The organism is Hufsiella ginkgonis (genome assembly GCF_009834915.1).
GTDB lineage: Bacteria > Bacteroidota > Bacteroidia > Sphingobacteriales > Sphingobacteriaceae > Hufsiella > Hufsiella ginkgonis.
The window spans coordinates 1,175,551-1,190,635 of sequence record NZ_WVHS01000001.1 but is presented as its reverse complement, the minus strand read 5'-3'; the positions used below and the strand labels follow the sequence as shown (position 1 = coordinate 1,190,635).

Here is a 15,085-nt window from a genome sequence, read left to right as displayed (position 1 = left end):
CTCATTCATAAAAAAAGCTCCTATGGCACGATTAAACCTCCTCGAGGAAACCCGCTTCGAGAAGTTACCGGTTACGGTATACCCGGATCAGCATATTGCTTCCAGGCAGATCGCCGCGCGCATCGCCAACCTTATCAGGAAAAAACAAGCGCTGGGTGAAACTACCGTGCTCGGGTTGGCCACTGGGGTAACACCGATCGGTGTATATGCAGAGCTTGTTCGCCTGTACAAGGAAGAGGGTTTGAGCTTTAAGGGTGTGGTAACCTTTAACCTCGATGAGTATTACCCGATGAAGCCCTCGGCGGCACAGAGCTACGTGACGTTTATGAAGGAGAACCTGTTCGACCAGATCGACATCGATATGGCCAACGTGCACATCCCCGACGGTACGCTGGCGCCCGAAGATATTGCCGCTTTCTGCCTCGATTACGAACAAAAGATCAGTGCCTACGGGGGTCTCGACCTGCAGATCCTGGGGATAGGCCGTACCGGCCACATCGGCTTTAACGAGCCGGGCTCTGCACCCAACTCGGGCACCCGCCTGGTTACGCTCGACGACCTTACCCGCCGCGATGCTTCCCGCGACTTCGGCGGTAAGCAGAACGTGCCTACCAAAGCCATCACCATGGGCATCGGCACCATCTTTAAAGCGCGCGAGATCGTCCTGATGGCATGGAATAAAAAGAAAGCTTTTATCATAAAAAAGGCGGTAGAAGGCGAAATATCCTCGGACGTTCCGGCCACCTACCTGCAGCTTTCGGAGAACGTGGAGTTTGTGCTCGACGAGGATGCAGCTTCTGAGCTTACCCGTTTCGATATCCCCTGGCTGGTAAAAGACTGTAACTGGAACGACGCGTCGATGGTACGCAAGGCGGTGATCTGGCTGGCACGCTCGCTGGGAAAGCCGATCCTGAAGCTCACCGAAGAAGATTACAATAACAATGGCATGGCGCAGCTGGCAACAGATCACGGGCCGGTATACTCTATTAATATCCACGTATTTAACGCCATACAGCGCACCATTACCGGCTGGCCGGGCGGTAAACCGCGAGAGGAGGACACGCGTCGCCCGGAGCGCGCCGAGCCCGCAAAAAAAAGATCGATCATTTTTTCGCCGCATCCCGACGACGACGTGATCTCGATGGGCGGTACCTTTATCCGCCTCGCCGACCAGGGACATGACGTGCACGTGGCTTACCAGACCTCGGGCAACACGGCGGTATGGGACGACGATGCGCTGCGTTTCGTGGAGTTCGCCATCGATTTCAGCAAAAGCCAGGGGTCTGATACCGAAACCCTCGACCAGCTTTATAAAGACATGCGCCAGTTCCTGGCCACCAAACAACCGAACCAGGCCGATACCAGGGAGATCCAGACCGTTAAAGGCCTTGTGCGCAAAGGCGAAGCCATTGCAGGCGCGCGTTTTGCCGGCCTCGACGATGCCCACATCCACTTCCTCGATCTCCCGTTCTACGACCGTGGTAAAACACAGCGCAACCCGGTGGGTGAAGACGACATTGAGAAAACCATCGCATTACTGCAATCCGTAAAACCCCACCAGGTATTTGCTGCGGGCGATTTTGCCGATCCGCATGGCACGCACCAGGTTTGTTTCGATATCTTATTGTCGGCCCTCAAACGCCTGAAGGAAACGGAAGACTGGGTAAATGATTGCTGGATCTGGCTGTACCGCGGGGCCTGGCATGAATTTGAAACCCACGAGATCGAAATGGCCGTTCCCCTCTCTCCCCAGGAAGTGGAACGCAAGCGCTTCGCTATCTTCAAGCACCAGTCACAGAAAGACCGCCCTGTTTTCCCCGGCGACGATGCCCGCGAGTTCTGGGTACGGGCCGAGGAACGCACCCGCGAAACCGCCCATATTTACGACCGGCTGGGACTGGCGGAGTACGAGGCGATGGAGGCGTTTGTGAGGTATAGGCTGTGAGGCGCCATGCAGATAAATCTTGATAAAGTAAGATCTTCATAACTATGGGACTCGCCCTGGTGCCGTCATCAAGATTATTTATTAGTTTTATAAATGAAATCTTTTAAAAACGCATAACGTCCGGCGTATGACGTCCAACCCGCCCATCCGGTTACTTTCCCTCGACGTTTTCCGTGGACTCACCGTCGCTATGATGATTCTAGTGAACAACCCGGGCGATTGGGGCAGGATCTATCTTCCGCTGGAACACGCGGAATGGAACGGGTGTACGCCTACCGACCTGGTGTTCCCCTTCTTCCTGTTTATTGTGGGAGTTTCGGTTTCTTATGCACTGGGGAAGAAGAAAGAACTAACTGGGAACCACAACAAACTGATCCTGGTTTCGCTGAAAAGGGCGCTGATCATATTTGGGCTCGGCCTCTTTATGTCGCTGTTTCCCAAGGTTTTTACCGACCCGGTCAGCTCGTTCGCCACGGTGCGGATCCCCGGCGTGCTGCAGCGGATCGCGCTGGTGTACTTCGTCACAGCCGTATTATTTATTAAAACGGGGCCCAAAACGCAGCTCCGGGTATTGGTGGCCGTGCTGATCGCATATTGGGCGCTGATGACGTTCGTACCGGTTCCGGGCGTGGGCTATCCAAACCTCGAGAAGGAAACCAATCTCGGGGCATGGCTAGATCGTACCCTCATCACTTCTCCGCATTTGTGGAAATCGGCGGTAACCTGGGATCCCGAGGGGCTGCTGAGCAGCATGCCTGCGGTTTCTACGGGACTGTTCGGTGTGCTTACCGGGACCTGGCTCAAAAGAAAAGACAGGGATGAAGCTACGAAGGTGACCTGGCTATTCGTGACCGGGATCTTTGCGGTGATGCTGGGGCTGCTTTGGGACCTGCAGTTTCCCATAAACAAGTCCCTGTGGACCAGCTCGTATGTGCTGTATTCCGGCGGATTGGCCATGATGGGCCTGGCGCTGCTCTACTGGATCGTTGACGTGCAGGGGTATAAAAAATGGACCACCGCGTTCGTGGTTTATGGCGTAAACGCCATCGTGGTATTTGTAGCTTCGGGCTTGCTGGCACGGTCTATGAACCTGTATATGGTGCAGGCAGAAGGCAAAGAGGTCAGTTTTAAGACATGGCTGTACAGCAGTTACTTTGTGCCGCATTTTTCGCCGATCAATGCCTCGCTGGCCTGGGCGATCACGAACATCCTGTTCTGGCTGGGGATCCTCTGGTGGATGTATTCGAAAAAGATCATCATAAAGGTTTAACATCCGGCGTTAAAAGTCGTCTAACAGAAAACAGATCGAGATGAAACGTTCCTTTTTATTGTTTTCCCTTTGTTGTATGTTCCTCGCATCCCATGCGCAGCAGAAAAGCAGTCACTACCGGGCAGCCGAAGAACTGGTAACCGCCATGAAGCTGCAGGCGAACTTTAAGAGCACCATAGATGCTGCGGTAAGCGCCCAAACAGCCGCGATACCCGAAATGCAGCGGCAGAAATTTACCGCTGCCATGCGGGAGTTCCTGGAGAAGTACGCCACCTGGGAGAAAATGAAGCAGGCATACGTTGATATTTACATGGAGGAATTTACCGAAGGGGAATTAAAAGATATCAGCCGCTTTTACCAAACGCCTTCAGGCAGAAAGTTCATCGATAAAGCAACCATCCTTTCGAGCAGGAGTATACAGGTAGGGCAGAAGCTGGTGAAAGATCATCCCAAAGAGATGCAGGCGATCATCGCAAAATATTTTAACTAATACTTTCTACGTACTACTATGAAATCGAAATTCTTAACCCTTATCCTGCTGGCTGCGGCAGCCGGGTACCAGCTTGCCAATGCGCAGGTGGCTCCGTCTAAAACGGCGGCAACACAAGCGCTTCCGCTCGATGCGGCCGTGCGCACCGGCAAACTTGCCAACGGGTTTACGTACTATATCCGCAAAAACGTGGAGCCCAAAAACCGGGTACAGCTTTACCTGGCCAATAAGGTGGGATCCATCCTGGAAACAGACGAACAGCAGGGGCTCGCCCACTTTATGGAGCACATGAGCTTTAACGGTACCACGCATTACCCGAAGAACGCCCTGGTAGATTACCTGCAGAAATCGGGCGTTAGGTTTGGCGCCGACCTGAATGCCTACACGGGTTTCGATGAAACGGTTTACCAGTTGCCGCTGCCTACGGATGACGCTGCGATCCTGAAGAACGGCTTCCAGATCATGCGCGACTGGGCGCAGGAAGCGTTGCTTGACCCTTCGGAGATCAACAAAGAACGTGGCGTGGTGCTCGAGGAAAAGCGATTGGGCAAGGGCGCCGACGAGCGGATGCAGAACAAGTATCTCCCCATGCTCTTTAACAATTCCCGTTACGCCAACCGCCTTCCCATCGGTACCGAGGAAGTGCTGAAAACGTTTAAGCCAGAAACCATCCGTAAATTTTACAAGGATTGGTACCGGCCAAACCTGCAGGCGCTGATCGTGGTGGGCGACATTGACGTGAACCAGGTAGAACAACTCATCAAGACCAGGTTCTCAGACCTGAAGAACCCGGCAGCGCCGAAGCCGCGCACCAAATACACTATCCCGCTAACGGGGAAGAACCAGTTTATAACAGTTACCGACCCCGAAATGCCGTCGACCGTGATGCAGATCATCGTAAAGCACCCGGGAAGAGATATCAAAACTACCGCCGACCTGCGTAACTCTATCGTGCGGTCGCTGTACAACCAGATGATCGGCGCCCGGTTCAGCGAGCTGGGCAAACAGGCCAACCCGCCGTACATCCAGGGCGGAAATAACATCAGCGGATTTCTTGCCGGGTTGGACGCCGCATCGTCCTTTATCGTCGCCCGTCCCGGTGAGCTCGAAAAAGGCTTCAAAGCGGTGTTAACCGAGACGGAACGTGTCAAGAAATTCGGTTTCACGGAATCGGAGCTCGAGCGGGCCAAATCTTCTTACATGACCAACCTCGAATCGGCTTATAAGGAACGCGGTAAAACCTCCTCGGAGAATTATGTGCAGGAGTATCTCCAGCTGTTCCTCAATGGCGATGCAAGCCCGGGCATAGAATACGAATACAACTTCAACCAGAAAAACGTAAAGGGCATCACCCTGGCGGAAGTGAACGACATCGCAAAAAAATACCTGGTGGATGTAAACCGCGACGTGATCATCATGGGCCCTGAAAAAGATGCGGCCACACTTCCCAGCGAAGCGCGGGTAAACGATTGGATCAAAAGCGTGCAGCAGGAAAACATCGTAGCATACAAAGATGAAGTAAATACTAAGCCTTTGTTGCCTGTGAAGCCAACTGCCGGGAAAATTACCGGTGAGAAAAAGATTGCCGAACTGGGCATCACCGAACTTACCCTGAGCAATGGCGTTAAAGTGGTGCTGAAACCTACCGACTATAAAAACGACGAGATCCAGTTTACCAGTTTTAGCCCCGGCGGCAGCTCCTTGTACAGCGACGCCGACTACCAATCGGCTGCCAGCGCAGCTTCGCTGATCGGCAGAAGCGGCGCCGGCGATTATTCGTCGGTGCAGTTAACGAAATACCTTACCGGTAAGCAGGCTTTCGTGGTTCCTTATATTTCTGAGCGGTTTGAAGGAATAAACGGCTTTGCGGCGCCCCGCGACCTGGAAACGGCGCTGCAGCTGTTATACCTGTATTTTACCGCACCGCGCAAAGATCCCGAGATCTTCCAGGGGACGATTTCGCGCTCAAAAGCAAGCCTGGCCAATCGCGGGAGCGATCCCAACAGCGTTTTTTCTGACACGATTGCGGCCGTAATGGGCAACTACAACGTACGCCGTACGGGCCCTTCCCTGGAAAAAATAAGCCAGGTGAACCTTGACCGCGCCTACGATATTTACAAGGAACGCTTTGCCGATGCCGGCGACTTTACATTTACTTTCGTAGGAAGCTTCGAGGTGGAAGCGCTGAAACCGCTGCTGGAGCGATACCTCGGTGCACTTCCCTCCGCGGGACGGAAGGAAGAAGCCCGCGACCTGGGCATCATTCCGCCAAAAGGCCGCGTCACCAAAACGGTGAACAAAGGCAAAGAGCCCAAAGCCTCGGTACGGATGGTGATCGGCGGCGACTATGTTTATAGCGAAGAAAATAACAACCAGGTAGACGCCCTGGAAGAGATCCTCCAGATTACGCTCATCCAGCGCCTGCGCGAAGAAGAAAGCGGTGTGTATAGCCCGGGCGTAAGCGCCGCTTACTCTAAAAACCCGAGAAGCCGGTACAATTTCACCATCACCTTCGGCTGCGCGCCCGAAAACGTGGATAAGCTTGTCGCTGCCACGTTCGATGAGCTGAATAAGATCCGCCAGAATGGCCCGAAACAGGCCGATCTCGATAAGTTCCTGGCCGAAGAACAACGCACCACGGAAACCCAACTGAAACAAAATGATTTCTGGCTCAGCTACATTTCGGGAAAATACCAGAACAATGAGAACCCTAAGGAAGTGCTTTCTTACCTGGATGACCTGAAAAAGATCACGATCCAGGGGCTTAAGGAAGCTGCCAACAAGTACTGGGGCGGAGAAAATTATATCAGGTTCCAGCTTTTGCCGGAAACGAAGTAGGGAAGGTGGATGTCTTCCGGATACTCTCAAACCCCGCTCGCAAAAAAACTCGGTATTAAAGCCGGGTTTTCGGTGTTCACGGTAAATGAGCCGGCGCATTTCCGGGACCTGTTAACCGACCTCCCCGAGCGGGTGAACTGGAACAACCCGGAGAGTCAACCAGACCTGGTACACCTGTTTATCAGATCGGCGGCTGAAGTAAAACCATTGCTGACTTCGGCCAGCGGGCAGATCAAAAGGAATGGCACGATATGGGTATCGTGGCCGAAGAAGACTTCGGGCATCGTATCAGACATGAGCGAAAACCTGGTGCGCGATACCGCCCTCGCCATGGGGTTAGTCGATGTGAAAGTGTGCGCCGTCGACGAAACCTGGTCGGGGTTGAAAATCGTGTGGCGGACAGAGAACAGGTGATATCTTTAAAGAGTGTAAAACGTTCGACCCGCGTCTAACAGTAAACAAGAAATCATATCTTAGCTCCCATGACCACTCAATTCCTGGATCACCAATGGAAATCCTTCTGGCGATCGAAAAATACCGGTAAGAGCATCGCGATACGCGTGGTGTTATGGCTGCTCATCCTCTATTTTGTGGCGATCTTTTTGGTGCTGTCGTTCGCCATGGACAAGATCCTGGGAAAAGTTTTCCCGGGACAGGACGTGATCGCGTCATTTAACGGCTTTATACTCTATTATTTCCTGTTAGACCTGGTTATGCGCTTCCAGTTGCAGGAATTGCCCACGCTAAGCGTTCAGCCTTACCTGATCTTACCGATCAGGAAGAAGCAGATCGTTAATTATCTTTCGTTGTCGTCGTTAAGTACTACGTTCAACTATAGTCCTTTCATTCTCTCGCTGCCGTTTTTACTGAAAGTGGTGCTCCCACAGAAGGGCGGGCTGGCTTTCACCGGGATACTGCTGTCGCTGCTCGGGCTCACCCTATTCAATCATTTCTTTAGCCTTTACATTAAGCGAAAAGTAAACCTGAACGGCTGGGTGATGCTGCTTTTCCTGGGCGCGATAGGCCTGGTGAGCTACCTGGATTTTAAATGGCATGTGATCTCCATTGCGGCGGCATCATCGTGGTTATTTAACTCGATCATTACCGCCCCGGCGCTTGCCTTGGCCGTGCTGGCGTTCGCTGTCGGCTGTTTTTACGTAAACTACCTGTTCCTGAAAAGTAATCTTTACCTCGATGAGCTGAGGGCCTCATCATCGGCGGTTAAATCAAGCACCGAGATCCCTTTCCTTGACCGCTTCGGGGCTGTCGGTGATCTTGTTGCCAACGAGGTGAAGCTCATCCTGCGCAATAAGCGGCCGAAATCGACCTTGACGATGAGCTTTATTTTCCTGCTCTACGGACTGATCTTTTATACAAAGCCGCAAACTTCCACGATCTATTGGGCGCCCATTTTTTGCGGAACCTTTATCACCGGCATCTTCATTATCAATTACGGCCAGTTTATGTTCAGCTGGCAAAGCAGCCATTTTGACGGGATCCTGGTTAGTAAGGTGCGCATCCGCGATTTTTTTGCCGCCAAGTTCCTGATGTTCACTATAGCCTCCACTGTGGCCTACATCCTGAGCACGCCGTACACCTATTTCGGATGGCACATCCTTTACGCGCATACCGCTATGTACCTGTGGAATATGGGGGTGAGCTCGTTCATCGTACTTTGGTTTGCCACCTACAACTACAAAAAGATAAACCTTTCAAAAGGAGCCTCGTTTAACTGGGAGGGTGTTGGCGCGAGCCAGTTCCTGTTGAGTATCCCGCTATTCGTTACCCCGTTGCTCATATTTCTGCCCTTTAACCTGCTACACCAGCAGACACTCGGCCTGGTGGTGCTCGGGCTCATCGGGATGGTTTTCCTGCTTACCAGGAAGACCTGGATCGACCTGCTGACGAAACGGTTTAATAAACAGCGTTATAAAATAGCCGAAGGCTTCAGGAACGAATAACATGATCGAAGTACAAAATCTCACAAAAAGTTACAGCGGTGTACGCGTGGTAAACATCCCGGCACTCGTTATTAACAAGGGCGAAACCATTGGCCTGATCGGCAATAACGGCGCAGGTAAAACTACGCTGTTCCGCATGATCCTGGACCTTATCCGCAGCGATGGCGGGGAAGTGCTCTCTAAAGGCGCCAACGTAGTGCAAAACGAAAATTGGCGGGATTATACCGCGGCGTATCTCGACGAAGGTTTCCTGATCGATTATCTCACCCCGGAAGAATATTTCTACTTCGTGGGCAGCTTGCACCAGCTTACACGTGCGCATGTCGACGAAAAGCTGAGTACGCTGACGGAGTTTTTTAATGGGGAGATCCTTAACAAACGTAAGTACATCCGCGACCTTTCTAAAGGCAACCAATGCAAGGTGGGCGTAGCGGCCTGCCTGCTTCAGTCGCCGGAGCTGCTGATGCTCGACGAGCCTTTTGCCAATATCGATCCAAGTACGCAGATCCGCCTTAAATCCATTCTTAAAGATGCCGCCGCTTCGGGTAATATGACCACTATCGTCTCCAGCCACGATTTGAGCCACGTAACCGAAGTTTGCCAGCGTATTCTCCTGATGGAAAAAGGAAAGATCATCAAAGACATCCACACCGATGCGAATACTTTGAAAGAACTGGAAGAATATTTTTCTGTTATGCAATAATATGATCACAGACCTGACCGGAAAAAGGGCCCTGGTTTGCGGAAGCACCCAGGGTATCGGGCGTGCTGCTGCGGCAGAGCTGGCTATGCTTGGCGCCAGTATTACCCTGGTTGCCCGCAACGAAGGAAAGCTGAAAGAGGTACTGGTGCATCTTCCGGCCGACGATACGGAATCGCACCATTACCTGGTGGCCGATTTTGATGATCCCGCGAAGTTAAAAACGGTAATAGATGAATACCTGGCGAACCACCGCATAGATATTCTCGTTAACAATACCGGCGGGCCTGCGGGTGGGCCGGCCATAGATGCAGCGCCCGGCGAGTTTACCCGGGCTTTTTCCAATCACCTCATCTGCAACCACGTACTTGTTCAGGCCGTAACACCGGGGATGATCGAAGCCGGCTGGGGCCGCATTATTAACGTGATCTCTACCTCCGTAAAAACACCGCTTAAGGGATTGGGGGTTTCCAATACCATCCGGGGCGCCGTGGCCAGCTGGGCGAAGACACTAGCAACAGAACTGGGCCCTTCCGGGATCACGGTAAACAACGTATTGCCAAGCACTGCGATGACCGGACGCCTGCAATCGCTGATAGACAGCCGCGCAGAAAAGCAGCAGAAAACGGCGGAAGAGGTGAAGAATGACATGATCGAAGAAATTCCTGCAGGATATATCGGCACACCGGAAGACGTAGCCGCAGCGATCGCATTTCTTGCAACGCCTGCTGCCAGGTATATCAACGGGATTAATGTTCCGGTGGATGGAGGAAAGACGCCTTCCCTGTAGCTAAATGTCAAACCTTGCTCTCAGCTCCTCACCGTATGAGCGGCTCGAGGTGACCTTGCTCCCGTTTTTATCGTTTATTACAAAAACCAGTGCACCGTTAAAGCTTTTCCTGATTTCACGGATCTTATCGGTATTGATAATGGAGCCGCGGTGGATCCGGATGAAGTTCTCAGGCAGTTTTGCTTCCAGCACCGATAAGGTAAACTCTGTCAGGTGGTTGTTTCCATCCGCCGTGCGAAGGAAAACATATTTATCTTCGGCTTCGATGTGACAGATATCGTCGAGCTTAAGAAGCAGTATCTTGTCGCCCGTCTTTACCGTTAGGGTTTTGACCTCCTTCTTCGGCTTCAGTTGTTCGATCAGGTGCTGCAGGTCGTCCAGGTTTTGCCCGGCGTCTGTGTGCTGAAGCTTTTTCACGGTTTTCTCCAGCCGCTCGCGCTCGATGGGCTTCAGGAGGTAATCTACCGAATTCTCCTCGAACGCTTTGATGGCGTATTGGTCGTAAGCCGTGGTAAAGATCACTTTGGGCTGATGGCGGATGACAGCCAGCATCTCGAACCCGTTGAGAACAGGCATCTCGATGTCGAGAAATATAAGCCCGGGCTGCAGCTCATCCACCAGCACACGGCCTTCTTCGCCGTTGGAGGCTTCGCCGACAATGTCGAACTGCCCGAATGGTTGTAATAGGCGCTTTAATCGCTGCCTGGCAAGGGGCTCATCGTCGATCAGCAGTGTTTTATAGGTTATCATAGCGGCTGGTTGATTTGAATAGCGATCCGGACCTTTTTGTCTGGGTGGTTGATCAGCTGCACTTCGTATTGGTCCGGATGCAACAGGTTCAGTTTGTCGTAAGTGCTTTGCAGCCCGTAGCCTGCGGTTAACTCCGCGGGGAAGGGTGCCCCGTTGTCTGCCACCTCTATCACGATCCCGTGGTCAGCACGATAAATGTTTACGGAAAGCTTTCCGCCTGTTGTTACGTTGTTAAGGCCGTGCTTAAGCGAATTTTCCACCAGCGGTTGAATAAGGAACCGCGGGATCCGTACGCCATAGGTCTTTTCGGTCACTTGTACTTCGAAATTGATCCTGCCGCCAAACCGTACCTTTTCAATGTCGAGATAGGTGTTCACTGCCTCCAGCTCCTCTTCGATGGTAGCGTAGTTTTCGTGTTTAGCGTTCATGCTGTAGCGAAATAACTTGGAGAGCTTTATGGTCATGTCTTCCGCTTTGCCGGCATCTTCGTGGATCAGTCCCGCTATGGAATTAAGCGCGTTGTACAAAAAGTGCGGGTTGATCTTCGACTGCAGCGCCTGCAGCTCGGCCTCCGTTTTAAGCTGGCTGAGCTTTGCCATATCGAGCTCTTTTTCTTTGATCTTATTATACAGCGCTTCCCGCTGAGATTTGTAGGTGTATATAATAGTGCATACCAGCAGGACAATGAAGCAGCTTGCCATGAGATCGGCGGGGTGACTGAGAAACACATACTTCGTGTGGAAAATAAAAGAGATCAGCACATACGTCAGCTCGATCCCGATCACCATTCCCGCTAGGCAACCAATGTAATAAAGCGCGATAAACTGCCAGTACTTCCCGGACCTGAGTTTCCATAAACATTCCATCACCCACGTGCTGTTGCAAATACTTAGCGAAATTACCACGCTAAAAAGCATGTTATAAAGAATGCTCCTCCCCGGGATGATCTGCCCCTGGATGATCGAACGGAATATGCAAAGCAGTGTGCCGATAAGCAAACCCAGCAGCAAGCCATACTTGATGTTGATCCTTAGCCAGCTATACCTGTTATAAAACGACAACTCCTTTTGCATGTTCCGAAGATATCCGAATTGCGGTAATACAGTATAAAAATACCGACGGGAGGACGGATTTTGGCGACGAATGGTGCATTTCCCGCTGTGATATGTACTAAAAAATGGTCATGATGACGCGAGAAGGGAACTTGCGTCGCGGTTAAATCCTTGTGATACAGTGTTGTGACACGTATATATACGTTTGGCATCCTAATTGGAATTACCGGACTAAAGAATATTATTATGAAAACGTTGAAAATTAAAATAGCGATAACCTGTGTGGCATTGGCTACCGCCTCCATGATCGGTACCAGTTGCAGCAGTTTAAGCAAAACTCAAAAAGGTGCGGTGATCGGTTCTGCGGCCGGTGGTACATTGGGCGCATTGATCGGTAAAAAAGCAGGTAACACGGCGGTTGGCGCCATCATCGGTGGTGCGATCGGCGGTACAGCCGGCGCTTTTATCGGCCGTAAGATGGACCGCCAGGCCGAAGAGATCCGCAAAACCGTTCCCGGTGCAGAAGTGATCTCGGCCGACGAAGGCCTTATCGTGAAATTCGACTCCGGGATCCTGTTCGACACCAACAAATCCGACCTGAAGAGCAATGCGATGACCAATATCGCCAACCTGGCCACTACCATGAAAAATAACCCTGAAACCAATATCCTGGTGATCGGCCATACCGATGGCGATGGTACCGATGCATATAACCAAACCCTTTCAGAAGCACGTGCCAATGCCGTTAGAAACTATGCGGTAACGCAGGGAATTGCCGGTGCAAGGTTAACTACTGTGGGTAAGGGCGAATCTGAGCCTATCGGTGATAACACCACTGCGGCCGGGAAAGCACAGAATCGTCGCGTTGAGATCGTGATCGTTGCCAACGACCAGTTAAAGCAGGAAGCAAAAGCAAGTGCCGGACAATAATTAACTCCATCATATATCTACGGGTCCCGTTATGTTTAAACATAACGGGATTTTTTTTTTGATACGCCGATGATACTTTCTGCATCAAATCATCGTACTTTTGCATAATGGCAAAGCGCATTGCAGCAATTATGGTATTGTGTATTTACCTGGTCACCTCGACCGGGTTCGCCATGAGCCTGCATTTCTGCGGAAAGAAGCTTTCGAAGGTTTCTATTAACCAGGCGGCAAAATCGTGCTGCAAGGCACTTTCGGAGAAAGAAGATAAATGCTGCAAGAACAAAAAGGTGACCGTTCGCATAGCGGATGAACATGCTACCGGAATGATCGCGAAAGCGCCGGTACCAACGGGAATCGATCTGTTTGTACTTACTTTGAGCTGTTTTTCCGCACAGTTTTCGATGCACGCCTGGCAAGCCGTTTCGGCCGCGCACTCGCCACCCGTAGCCCCGGTACCCCTTACCATCCGGAACTGCGTGTTCAGGATTTGATGATTGACCGTTTTCTCCAGGCTTTAATGCCTATGCTGCGGACCGTTGCTGCAGGTGTTTACATTTAATCACAAAAAATCAAATCATGAAAACATTGAAAATTTCTTTTTTAACCTTATTCCTCCTTATCACGCTATCTCCCGTTTTTGCGGATACCAAGCCGGAAACCACCACTTTTAAAGTTTATGGTAACTGTGGCGCCTGCAAAAAACACATCGAAACCGCGCTTAAAACTGATGGCGTAACCAAAGCTTCGTGGAACGAAGACACCAAGAAGCTAACCGTTACGTACGATCCCCAGAAGATCAAGCTCGGGCAGATCCACCAGAAAGTGGCCGCAGCCGGTTACGATACCGACAAAGTTCGTGCTAACGACAAAGCTTACAGCGAGTTAGACGAATGCTGCCGGTATGATCGCGCACCTGTGCAATAATGTGTAGAGAATAGAAACAAAGAATGGCCAGGTATGGCCTGGCCATTCTCTGTTTCCCAATCAAGTTCACTATAATCCAAACACGATGAAAATCTTCAAAATAGCAGCGGCAATCGCTGCACTTCTCATAGCCTCTCATACTTCCTGGTCGCAAACCCGTGCCGAAGTGCAGGTGAGCGGGCTTACTTGCTCTATGTGCCAGCTGGCTACAGAGAAATCGCTTAAAACCCTCGGCTTTATCGGCGAAATTAAGCCAAACCTGAATACGGGTGTGTACACGTTAATCTTTAAGAAAGGCCAATCGGTTGACCTCGACCAGATTAAGTCAAAGGTTAAATCGGCAGGGTTTTCGGTAAGCAAGTTGGTGGTAACGCTCAGCTTTGATCAGGTAGCCATCAGTAACAACTTTCACTATCGTTACGAGGGCAAGCTCTATCATTTTATGAATGTCGCCGAGAAAACGCTCGATGGCGAAGTAAAGCTAACCGTGATCAACAAGGACTTCATCCCGGCCGGCGATTTTAAAAAGTATGCCGCGCAAACCACCTATTCATGCTACAAGAGCGGTGTGATGGGTAAGGATAAAGTTGTTCACGTAACCATCTGATGAAACGGATGATAAAGATCTTCCTGGTCGCAGCCATGCTGCCGGCCGGGGACCTCTTTGCGCAGGAGCTTTATGTATCTACCGAGCCAGCCAGCAATATGCCGCGCGGCGGCCTGGGCATCCGGTTAATGAACGAAGGCATGTTCGGCTCAGAGATCCGTACACGCACGGGACTGGAGCTGATGACTGGTGTCACCAAGAACCTGATGGTGCATGCAAGCGCTTATCTGTCAGACTATTACAGGAAGCAACAACGCCTGGAGGCCGTTTCTTTTTACGCCAAGTACCGGTTTTTGTCGGCCGACAGGGTACAGCGCCATACCCGCAGCGCCGTTTTCGGCAGGTATACCTCAAGCAAGAACCTGATGGTGAACGACGACATCAGCCTGGAGGGCGATAATACCGGCATCCAGGGCGGGCTGATCGTCACCCAGCTACTGCATAAGCTGGCATTGTCTGCTTCGGCAAGTTATACCCGTATGCTGGATGTGAACGATACACACCATGCGCTTCACGGCTACCCTTCAGAAAGCATCGGTTACACATTTTCTTCCGGCTACCTGGTATTCCCCAGGGTGTATAAAGATTACAAGCAAACGAATATGAATTTATACCTCGAGTTTCTCGGGAAGTCGAATCCCGGAAAAAACCAGCACCTGATGGACGTTGCACCTGCCGTGCAATTCATCTTCGGCAGCAAGGTGCGGGTGGATGCTTCCCGGCAGCTGCAGCTATGGAACAATATGCGGCGAACAGTTAAGAACAAGTACCTGGTGCGGGTGGAATATAATTTGTATAATATCTTTTAGTTGGCAGTGATTAGTGATC

The 15,085-nt window shown here is 51.4% G+C and carries 15 protein-coding genes; 13 read left to right on the top strand and 2 right to left on the bottom strand.

Features of this window, described 5'->3' with window-relative positions:
- Window positions 1-22 precede the first annotated feature (22 nt).
- The 8 genes from nagB to GS398_RS04950 all read left to right on the top strand — a co-directional run bounded on the left by nagB (window position 23) and on the right by GS398_RS04950 (window position 9,994).
- Window positions 23-1,945 carry a glucosamine-6-phosphate deaminase gene (gene nagB / locus GS398_RS04985; RefSeq protein WP_160905602.1) on the top strand — a complete coding sequence of 641 codons (1,923 nt, stop codon included), beginning with the start codon at window positions 23-25 and terminating at the stop codon, window positions 1,943-1,945.
- A 127-nt stretch (window positions 1,946-2,072) separates the two neighbouring features.
- Window positions 2,073-3,215: an acyltransferase family protein gene (locus tag GS398_RS04980; RefSeq protein ID WP_160905601.1), complete on the top strand. Its 1,143-nt coding sequence runs from the start codon at window positions 2,073-2,075 to the stop codon at window positions 3,213-3,215.
- 76 nt (window positions 3,216-3,291) lie between these two features.
- Entirely contained in the window at window positions 3,292-3,705 is a 414-nt protein-coding gene (locus GS398_RS04975) for a DUF2059 domain-containing protein (RefSeq protein ID WP_160905600.1), read from the top strand.
- Window positions 3,706-3,723: 18 nt separating this feature from the next.
- Window positions 3,724-6,543 carry a M16 family metallopeptidase gene (locus GS398_RS04970; RefSeq protein ID WP_160905599.1) on the top strand — a complete coding sequence of 940 codons (2,820 nt, stop codon included), beginning with the start codon at window positions 3,724-3,726 and terminating at the stop codon, window positions 6,541-6,543.
- Between the two features lie 9 nt (window positions 6,544-6,552).
- Complete coding sequence (locus GS398_RS04965; protein WP_160905598.1) at window positions 6,553-6,957, top strand: DUF3052 family protein; 405 nt, start codon at window positions 6,553-6,555, stop codon at window positions 6,955-6,957.
- A gap of 68 nt (window positions 6,958-7,025) precedes the next feature.
- Window positions 7,026-8,504, top strand: coding sequence for a DUF5687 family protein (locus tag GS398_RS04960; protein ID WP_160905597.1), 1,479 nt, complete (start codon window positions 7,026-7,028; stop codon window positions 8,502-8,504).
- 1 nt (window position 8,505) lies between these two features.
- Window positions 8,506-9,207 (top strand): ABC transporter ATP-binding protein, encoded by a 702-nt coding sequence (locus GS398_RS04955; protein ID WP_160905596.1) that lies wholly within the window; start codon window positions 8,506-8,508, stop codon window positions 9,205-9,207.
- Window position 9,208: 1 nt separating this feature from the next.
- A complete protein-coding gene (locus tag GS398_RS04950; protein WP_160905595.1) occupies window positions 9,209-9,994 on the top strand; it encodes an SDR family oxidoreductase in 786 nt (261 codons plus the stop codon).
- On the opposite strand, the gene GS398_RS04945 is transcribed toward GS398_RS04950, so the two are convergent.
- Both GS398_RS04945 and GS398_RS04940 read right to left on the bottom strand, forming a co-directional pair.
- Window positions 9,995-10,744 (bottom strand): LytR/AlgR family response regulator transcription factor, encoded by a 750-nt coding sequence (locus GS398_RS04945; protein ID WP_160905594.1) that lies wholly within the window; start codon window positions 10,742-10,744, stop codon window positions 9,995-9,997.
- Entirely contained in the window at window positions 10,741-11,817 is a 1,077-nt protein-coding gene (locus GS398_RS04940) for a sensor histidine kinase (RefSeq protein ID WP_160905593.1), read from the bottom strand. The genes GS398_RS04945 and GS398_RS04940 overlap by 4 nt, the downstream gene beginning before the upstream one ends.
- Window positions 11,818-12,042: 225 nt before the next feature.
- On the opposite strand from GS398_RS04940, the gene GS398_RS04935 reads away from it, so the two are divergent.
- From GS398_RS04935 to GS398_RS04915, 5 genes are all read left to right on the top strand, one after another.
- Window positions 12,043-12,726, top strand: coding sequence for a YiaD family glycine zipper/OmpA-like lipoprotein (locus GS398_RS04935; RefSeq protein ID WP_202405954.1), 684 nt, complete (start codon window positions 12,043-12,045; stop codon window positions 12,724-12,726).
- A 107-nt stretch (window positions 12,727-12,833) separates the two neighbouring features.
- Window positions 12,834-13,217 carry an HYC_CC_PP family protein gene (locus GS398_RS04930; protein WP_160905592.1) on the top strand — a complete coding sequence of 128 codons (384 nt, stop codon included), beginning with the start codon at window positions 12,834-12,836 and terminating at the stop codon, window positions 13,215-13,217.
- Between the two features lie 85 nt (window positions 13,218-13,302).
- Window positions 13,303-13,650 carry a heavy-metal-associated domain-containing protein gene (locus tag GS398_RS04925; RefSeq protein WP_160905591.1) on the top strand — a complete coding sequence of 116 codons (348 nt, stop codon included), beginning with the start codon at window positions 13,303-13,305 and terminating at the stop codon, window positions 13,648-13,650.
- Between the two features lie 85 nt (window positions 13,651-13,735).
- Window positions 13,736-14,257: a heavy-metal-associated domain-containing protein gene (locus GS398_RS04920; protein ID WP_160905590.1), complete on the top strand. Its 522-nt coding sequence runs from the start codon at window positions 13,736-13,738 to the stop codon at window positions 14,255-14,257.
- Entirely contained in the window at window positions 14,257-15,066 is an 810-nt protein-coding gene (locus tag GS398_RS04915) for a hypothetical protein (RefSeq protein WP_160905589.1), read from the top strand. The genes GS398_RS04920 and GS398_RS04915 overlap by 1 nt, the downstream gene beginning before the upstream one ends.
- The last annotated feature ends 19 nt before the right edge of the window (window positions 15,067-15,085 follow it).

Bases quoted from the DNA above. Each gene is read 5' to 3' on its own strand.
- GS398_RS04915 (WP_160905589.1), top strand. From the start codon at position 14,257: ATGAAACGGATGATAAAGATCTTCCTGGTCGCAGCCATGCTGCCGGCC.
- GS398_RS04935 (WP_202405954.1), top strand. From the start codon at position 12,043: ATGAAAACGTTGAAAATTAAAATAGCGATAACCTGTGTGGCATTGGCT.
- GS398_RS04975 (WP_160905600.1), top strand. From the start codon at position 3,292: ATGTTCCTCGCATCCCATGCGCAGCAGAAAAGCAGTCACTACCGGGCA.
- GS398_RS04925 (WP_160905591.1), top strand. From the start codon at position 13,303: ATGAAAACATTGAAAATTTCTTTTTTAACCTTATTCCTCCTTATCACG.
- GS398_RS04945 (WP_160905594.1), bottom strand. From the start codon at position 10,744: ATGATAACCTATAAAACACTGCTGATCGACGATGAGCCCCTTGCCAGG.
- GS398_RS04965 (WP_160905598.1), top strand. From the start codon at position 6,553: ATGTCTTCCGGATACTCTCAAACCCCGCTCGCAAAAAAACTCGGTATT.
- GS398_RS04955 (WP_160905596.1), top strand. From the start codon at position 8,506: ATGATCGAAGTACAAAATCTCACAAAAAGTTACAGCGGTGTACGCGTG.
- GS398_RS04930 (WP_160905592.1), top strand. From the start codon at position 12,834: ATGGCAAAGCGCATTGCAGCAATTATGGTATTGTGTATTTACCTGGTC.
- GS398_RS04920 (WP_160905590.1), top strand. From the start codon at position 13,736: ATGAAAATCTTCAAAATAGCAGCGGCAATCGCTGCACTTCTCATAGCC.
- GS398_RS04940 (WP_160905593.1), bottom strand. From the start codon at position 11,817: ATGCAAAAGGAGTTGTCGTTTTATAACAGGTATAGCTGGCTAAGGATC.
- GS398_RS04960 (WP_160905597.1), top strand. From the start codon at position 7,026: ATGACCACTCAATTCCTGGATCACCAATGGAAATCCTTCTGGCGATCG.
- GS398_RS04980 (WP_160905601.1), top strand. From the start codon at position 2,073: ATGACGTCCAACCCGCCCATCCGGTTACTTTCCCTCGACGTTTTCCGT.
- GS398_RS04950 (WP_160905595.1), top strand. From the start codon at position 9,209: ATGATCACAGACCTGACCGGAAAAAGGGCCCTGGTTTGCGGAAGCACC.
- nagB (WP_160905602.1), top strand. From the start codon at position 23: ATGGCACGATTAAACCTCCTCGAGGAAACCCGCTTCGAGAAGTTACCG.
- GS398_RS04970 (WP_160905599.1), top strand. From the start codon at position 3,724: ATGAAATCGAAATTCTTAACCCTTATCCTGCTGGCTGCGGCAGCCGGG.